The sequence below is a fragment of the Pseudomonas sp. MCal1 genome, assembly GCF_026341415.1.
Taxonomy (GTDB): domain Bacteria; phylum Pseudomonadota; class Gammaproteobacteria; order Pseudomonadales; family Pseudomonadaceae; genus Aquipseudomonas.
In genome coordinates, this window is the sequence record NZ_JAKUMP010000039.1 from 1 (window position 1) to 424 (window position 424).

General features: G+C 55.2%; 1 pseudogene. It reads left to right on the forward strand.

Annotation, left to right across the window (positions count from 1 at the left end):
- Positions 1–11 precede the first annotated feature (11 nt).
- Positions 12–424, forward strand: a pseudogene (locus MKZ87_RS28860) (hypothetical protein); the annotation flags it as partial.

Sequence of the window (424 nt, forward strand, 5' to 3'; positions counted from 1 at the left end):
GAGGCGCAGGTGTGAGCAAGCCAACCGCAGGCACTACGAAGAAGGGGATTTTTTCCCGCAATGATTATTTGGCGCCGCTGCCTGTTCCCACCGGCAGAAAACCTTCTGATGTGCTCAACATCATCTGGCGCAAAAACGAGGTATTTCTCGATATCGGTAACTACAGCATTGGCTCGGCAGTTATGGTGCTTTGGCCTGGAGTGATGCTGTTTTTGGCGATGGCCTATGGGTTCAGGAACATTGCACCCGATTTGAGTGTTTTTGCGTTGATTGGCGGAGGGGTAATCACCGGTATCCCGGCACTCCTTCTGATCCAGGGCCTCTTCCGCGAAGTCCCTTTACCCGTGCGCTTCAACCGCCAACGCCGGGAAGTCTGCGTCCCCCGCGACAACGGCGAATACTGGATCGTCCCTTGGGAAAGCGT